Below are 6,262 nucleotides of genomic sequence, written 5' to 3'. Positions count from 1 at the left end.
TAAACCCAGCAAAGTGGCCTTGGTCGCTTGCATGCGCAAGCTGCTCACCATCCTCAACGCAATGCTCCGTGACCAGGCACCTTTTCGGCCCAAAATAGCTTGACGCCGAACACGGTTGCTCGCCCGAGGGGGCGAAACAAGAAGTTCACGCGTACGCCGAAGCGGCGCTGAACGCCCGACCACAAGCAAGAGGAAAGGCATCGCGGAGAACCTTCACGAATCGCCGACAGGCGATGGTCGAGGGTCGATGGTCGATGGTCGATGGTCGATGGTCGATGGTCGATGGTCGATGGTCGATGGAATATGCCTGTGACTGCCAATTCCGCCGCAAGGGATTTCGCGGACAAGGTTCCCTCCTACAAGAGCAGCAACTCCGGTGCTGACCTGTAGGAGCGTCCCTTGGCTAGGCGCACCCATCATCCAGAGGGAGCTAGATGTCAGGCCCCCTGCCCCTCCTCATCCCGCCGATGCATCCACCGATACAACGCCGGCAGCACCAGCAGCGTCAGTGTCGTGGAGGACAGGATGCCGCCGATCACTACCGTCGCCAGTGGCCGCTGCACTTCCGCCCCCGTGCCCGTCGCCAAGGCCATGGGCACGAAGCCCAGCGAGGCCACCAGCGCCGTCATCAGCACCGGGCGCAAGCGCGTCAGCGCGCCCTCGCGGATCGCCGCGTCGAGGTTGCGCCCCTCCTCCCGCAGGCTGCGAATAAAGGAGATCATCACCAGGCCGTTGAGCACCGCCACCCCCGACAGCGCGATGAAACCGACGCCGGCGGAGATCGACAAGGGAATATCGCGCAGCCATAGCGCGACCACGCCGCCGGTGAGGGCGAAGGGAATCCCGGTGAACACCAGCAGCCCGTCGCGGACGTTGTTGAACATCATCAGCAGCAGGGTGAACACCAGCAGCAGCGCCACCGGCACCACGATCTGCAGGCGTTGCGCCGCCGACTGCAACTGCTCGAACTGGCCGCCCCATGTGGTCCAGTAACCGGCCTGCAGCTTCACCTGCTGCCCGATGCTAGCGCTGGCCTCGGAGACGAACGAGCCGATATCCCGCCCACGTACGTTGGCGCTGACCACCACCAGACGCTTGCCGTTCTCACGGCTGACCTGGTTCGGCCCCTGCACCAATTCCAGGCGCGCCACTTCGCCCAGGGTGATGAAGCCGATGCGCGAGTCGGTGGCGTTGGCCGGCGCTGGCACCGGGATGAGCATGCGTGACAGCGCGTCGATATCGCTGCGCAGGTTTTCCGGCAGACGCACGATCAGGTCGAAGCGGCGGTCGCCCTCGAACAGCGTGCCCGCCTCACGGCCACCGATGGCCACGGCGACGTTTTCCTGGATGTCACCGACATTCAGCCCATAGCGCGCTGCTCGCTGACGGTCGATGTTGACGGTGAGCACCGGCAGGCCGCTGGTCTGCTCGACCTTCACCTCGGACGAGCCCTGCACCTGACGTAATACACCGGCAATCTGCTCGGCAGTCTTGTTCAGCACGTCCATATCATCGCCGAAGACCTTCACCGCCACGTCGCTGCGCACCCCGGAAATCAGCTCGTTGAAACGCAGCTGGATCGGCTGCGACAACTCGTAGGCGCTGCCCGGCACGCCGTTGGCTGCCTCCTGGATTTCCGCCTCCAGCTGCGCGCGGCTCTTCTTCGGGTCGGGCCACTGCTCCTTGGGCTTGAGCATCACGTAGGCGTCGGAAATGTTAGGCGGCATCGGGTCGGAGGCGATCTCCGCGGTGCCGGTGCGGCTGAACATGCGCTGCACCTCAGGCACCTTGTCGAGCACCTGGCGCTCGAGCCTTTCCTGCATGGCCACCGATTGCGACAGGCTGGTCCCCGGCGTGCGCAGCGATTGCAGGGCGAAGTCGCCCTCGCCCAGGCTGGGCACGAACTCGCTGCCCATACGACTGGCGAGCAGCCCGGAAAGCACCACCAGCACGGCAGCGCTGGCAATTACCAGCGCGCGACGCGCCATCACCCAGTCCAGCACCGGCTCGTAGGCGCGGCGCGCACCGCGCATCAGCAGGTTCTCCTCTTCCTTGACCTTGCCGGTGATGAACAGCGCGATGGCCGCCGGCACAAAGGTCACCGAGAGGATCATCGCGCCCAGCAGCGCCAGCACCACGGTGAAGGCCATGGGGTGGAACATTTTCCCCTCGACGCCGGTCAGCGCGAAGATCGGCAGGTACACCACCATGATGATCAGCTGGCCGTAGATCAGCGCCCGGCGCGCTTCTTTCGACGCGGCGAAGACCTCATGCAGGCGCTCGCTGCGGGTCAGCATGCGGCCGTGGTGCTGCTGCGCGTGGGCCAGGCGGCGGATGGCGTTCTCGACTATCACCACGGCGCCGTCGACGATGATGCCGAAGTCCAGCGCGCCGAGGCTCATCAGGTTGGCGCTGATGCGGTTGCTGAACATGCCGGTGAAGGTGAACAACATGGCCAGCGGGATCACCATGGCGGTAATCAGCGCCGCGCGGATGTTGCCGAGGAACAGGAAGAGCACCGCGATCACCAGGATCGCGCCCTCGGTAAGGTTGCGCTTGACCGTGGCGATGGCCTTGTCCACCAGTTGCGTGCGGTCGTAGACGGTCACCGCCTTGACCCCGGCCGGCAGCGTACGGTTGATCTCTTCGAGCTTGGCGGCGGCAGCCTTGGCGACGGTGCGGCTGTTCTCGCCGATCAGCATGAACACCGTGCCGAGCACCACTTCGCGGCCATCCTCGGTGGCGGCACCGGTACGCAGCTCGCGGCCGAGATCGACCTCGGCAATGTTGCGCAGGCGTATCGGCGTGCCGTCGACATTGGCCACCACGATATTGGCGATGTCCTCCAGGCTGCCCACCTGCCCCGGTGCGCGCACCAGCAACTGCTCGCCGTTGCGCTCGATGTAGCCGGCGCCGACGTTGGCGTTGTTGCGCTCCAGCGCGGCGATCACATCCGCCAGGGTCAACCGGTAGGCCGCCAGCCGGCGGGTATCGGGCGCAACCTGGAACTGCTTGGCGAAGCCGCCGATGGTGTTCACTTCGGCGACGCCGGGCACGTTGCGCAACTGCGGCTTGATCACCCAGTCCTGGATCACCCGCAGGTCGGTCGGCGTGTACTCGCTGCCGTCCTCCTTGCGCGCGCCCGGCTCGGCCTCGATGGTCCACAGGAAGATTTCCCCGAGGCCGGTGGAGATCGGCCCCATGGCCGACTCGACGCCCTCGGGCAGTTGCTCGCGCGCCTGCTGCAAGCGTTCGTTGACCAGTTGGCGGGCGAAGAACAGGTCGGTACCGTCCTTGAAGATCACCGTCACCTGCGACAGCCCCGAGCGCGAGATCGAGCGCGTCTGCTGCAGGCCCGGCAGGCCCGCCATGGCGGTCTCCACCGGGTAGGTGACGCGCTGCTCGGTCTCCAGCGGCGTGAAGCCCGGCGCTGACGTGTTGACCTGCACCTGCACGTTGGTGATGTCGGGCACCGCGTCGATGGGCAGCTGCTGGTAGCTGGCGATACCCAGGCCGGCCATGCCGAGGACAGCGAGCAGCACGAGATAGCGCTGCTCAATGGCGAAACGAATGATGCGTTCGAACATGGTCTCGCCCCGTCAGTGCGCGTGGGACGCCGAGCCCTTGCCCAGCTCCGACTTGAGAATGAAGCTGCCTTCAGTCGCCACCTGGTCACCGGCGACAAGCCCGGCCAGCACCTCGACGAGCCCTGCGCTGCGCGCGCCGAGATCAACTGGCCGCGGGTCGAAGCCTTCTGCGCTGCGCACGAAGACGCTGGGCTTGCCTTCCACCTCCTGGATCGCCTGCTCCGGCACCGCGACCGGCACCTGGCGCGCACTGCTGCTCACCCGCACGTTGACGAACAGGCCGGGGCGCCAGGCGCCGTCGGGATTGGCCAGGGTGATGCGGGCCAACGCGCTGCGGGTCTGCTCACCGAGCAGGTTGCCGACATAGCTGACGCGGCCGTCGACCTGCATCCCGAGGTCCGTCGCCTCCACCCGCGCCGGCTTGCCCACTTGCACTCGCGCCAAGTCCTGCGGCGCCACGCTGAAGCTGGCCCAGACCCGCGACAGGTCGGACAGCGTGAAAGCCGCAGTGGTCTCGCTGACCACCTCGCCGGGTACCAGGTGCTTCTCCACCACCACGCCGTCGAAAGGCGCGCGAAGCTCATAGCGATTGCCGCCAGCGCTGGCTGACACGCCGCTCAGCGCGTTGGTCTTCTGCTGCGCGTTAGTCAGGCCGATGCGCGCTTCTTCCAGGTCCTGGCGCGCCTGCAGGTAGTCCTGCTCGGCAGAAATCTTCTCCCGCCACAGCTCACGCTCACGCTCGAAGGTCCTGCTCGCCAGGCTCACCCGGCGCTGAGCGGCGGCCAGCTCGCTGCGCAACTCGGAGACCTGCTGGCTGGCGATCACTGCCAGCAGCTGACCTTTCTTCACGCTCTGCCCGAGGTCCACCGCCACCGACTCCACCACGCCGGGGGTGCGCGGCACGACGTGGGCGGTGCGGTCCTGGTCGAAGCCGATCTCGCCGGGCAGGCTGAACGCTTCGTTCAGCGCCTGCGGCCCAGCCGTGGCCAACTGGATGCCGGCAGCCTGTATCTGCGCAGGGCTGAGGTGCAGGCCCTCCTCTTCGCCTTCCGTATCCTGAACGGTGTGATGCTCGCCATCGACATGGCTGGTTGCTTCGGCATGACGCGTCGGCGCGGCGTTGCCGTGGTGCTCGCCGTCCGCATGGGTCGCGTCGTCGAGGTGGCTGTCACCGGCCTGTTCGCTGCCCATCCAGGCGTAGGCGCTGACGCCCAGCACGGAGGCCAGCAGAACGGTGGCGGCAAGAGGGGTTTTCTTGATCATGGAAGCTCCGGGAAATTTCCGCCGGCGCCGCGTCGCAGCGCAAGCACGGCAGGGTGATTGAGAGTGCTGAAGAGCTCGTGGACGCACCAGTGCACGGGCACGCCGGTAATGGGTGCGGCAGCCGTTGGCGTCAGGCTCAGGAGCAGCAGGCCGAGCCAGGCCCGGCAACGGTTAGTGGGCCGCGCCGACATCGCCGTAGATCCTTTCGATCCGTCCCCAGGCGTCGCTGACCTGGGCCAGCGCGCGCAGGTACTGGTCGCGGGCAGTGATCAGCGTGCGCTGGGCGTCAAGCACTTCGAGGAAGCCGAACTTGCCCATCTCGAAACCGCGCGTGGCGCTTTCCACGGCGGTCTGGGCGCTAGGCAGGATGGTATGGCGGAAGGTATTCACCTCACCCTGGGCGGTGCTCCACTGCTGCAGCGCCTGCTGGGTTTCCTGGCGCAGGCGCAGCTCGGTGACATTGCGCAGGTCGCGAGCCTGATCGGAGCGACGTGACTCGGCAAGGATGTTGCCCTGGTTGCGATCGAACAGCGGCAACGGCAGGCTGAAAGCGATCACCGCCATGCGGTCGCGGTTGCCCTCCTCGATGGCCTCCTGACTGCCCAGGCTGACATCGAGGTCGGGAATGCGCTGGGTCTTCGCCAGGCGCACGGCGGCTTCGCCCTCGTCGATGCGACCCTGCGCCAGGCGCATTTCTGCGCTGTCGCCGAGGCGGCGCAGCAGCTCATCGGGATTTGGCAGCGCGGGCAAGGCCCCGGCGCTTTCGGCGCGCACGCCGGTAAAGTCCGGCGAGGTCCGACCCATCAGCGCGGCCAGCGCCTGGTTGGCATCCGCGCGTTCGCGACGGGCGCGGTCCTGCTCCAGACGTACCTCGGCCAGTTGCACCTGCGCGCGGTTGGCCTCCAGAGGCGGCGCCTTGCCGGCGCGCACGCGCCCCTCAGCGGCGGTCACGCCGCGCTGTGCCAGCTCTACGGTCTGCTGCGCCAGGCGCTCCCGCTCCTGAGCGCGCAAGGCCGTGAAGAAAACCGCGATCACCTCGCCACGCAATTGGTTGCGCCGCGATTCAAGGCCCAGCGCTGCGACGTCCTGGCCGCGCTCGGCCAGCTCCACCCGCGCGCCGCGCTTGCCGCCCAGCTCCAGCGGCTGGCTGATGCCGAGGGTGGTGGTGCGATTGCGCGACTCGGTGCCCTCCTGCTCCCAGGACAAGGTCGGGTTGCGCAGCAGGCCAGCTTGATCGCGCAGCCCCTGGGCGATGCCGATTTCCCTGCCGCTGGCGGCTAGCTCAGGATTACCGCTGGCAGCGGCCTGCAGGGCCTCCTCGATTCCGATCTCGCGGGCCTGCGCCTTGCTTGGCAACTGCCAGAGCAACAACGCCAGCAGCATTGCCGGCGCGGCCCATCCATTACGTCTTG

3 protein-coding genes and 1 pseudogene are annotated in these 6,262 nt (G+C 67.1%); 1 reads left to right on the top strand and 3 read right to left on the bottom strand.

Going from position 1 to position 6,262, the window contains the following annotated elements:
- A pseudogene (locus ACIPK7_RS29380) lies at positions 1 to 103 on the top strand (IS110 family transposase); the annotation flags it as partial.
- Positions 104 to 437: 334 nt separating this feature from the next.
- On the opposite strand, the gene ACIPK7_RS29375 reads toward ACIPK7_RS29380, so the two are convergent.
- The 3 genes from ACIPK7_RS29375 to ACIPK7_RS29365 all read right to left on the bottom strand — a co-directional run bounded on the left by ACIPK7_RS29375 (position 438) and on the right by ACIPK7_RS29365 (position 6,233).
- Positions 438 to 3,587 carry a CusA/CzcA family heavy metal efflux RND transporter gene (locus tag ACIPK7_RS29375; RefSeq protein WP_401091857.1) on the bottom strand — a complete coding sequence of 1,050 codons (3,150 nt, stop codon included), beginning with the start codon at positions 3,585 to 3,587 and terminating at the stop codon, positions 438 to 440.
- A gap of 12 nt (positions 3,588 to 3,599) precedes the next feature.
- Entirely contained in the window at positions 3,600 to 4,850 is a 1,251-nt protein-coding gene (locus tag ACIPK7_RS29370) for an efflux RND transporter periplasmic adaptor subunit (RefSeq protein WP_401091855.1), read from the bottom strand.
- Between the two features lie 171 nt (positions 4,851 to 5,021).
- Positions 5,022 to 6,233, bottom strand: coding sequence for a TolC family protein (locus tag ACIPK7_RS29365; RefSeq protein WP_401091859.1), 1,212 nt, complete (start codon positions 6,231 to 6,233; stop codon positions 5,022 to 5,024).
- Positions 6,234 to 6,262 lie beyond the last annotated feature (29 nt).

Origin of the sequence: Pseudomonas sp. NPDC086581, from assembly GCF_044746165.1 — a bacterium.
Classification (GTDB): Bacteria; Pseudomonadota; Gammaproteobacteria; order Pseudomonadales; family Pseudomonadaceae; genus Pseudomonas.
Note: the sequence above shows the minus strand (reverse complement) of the source record. Positions and strands in the feature narration are given on the sequence as shown.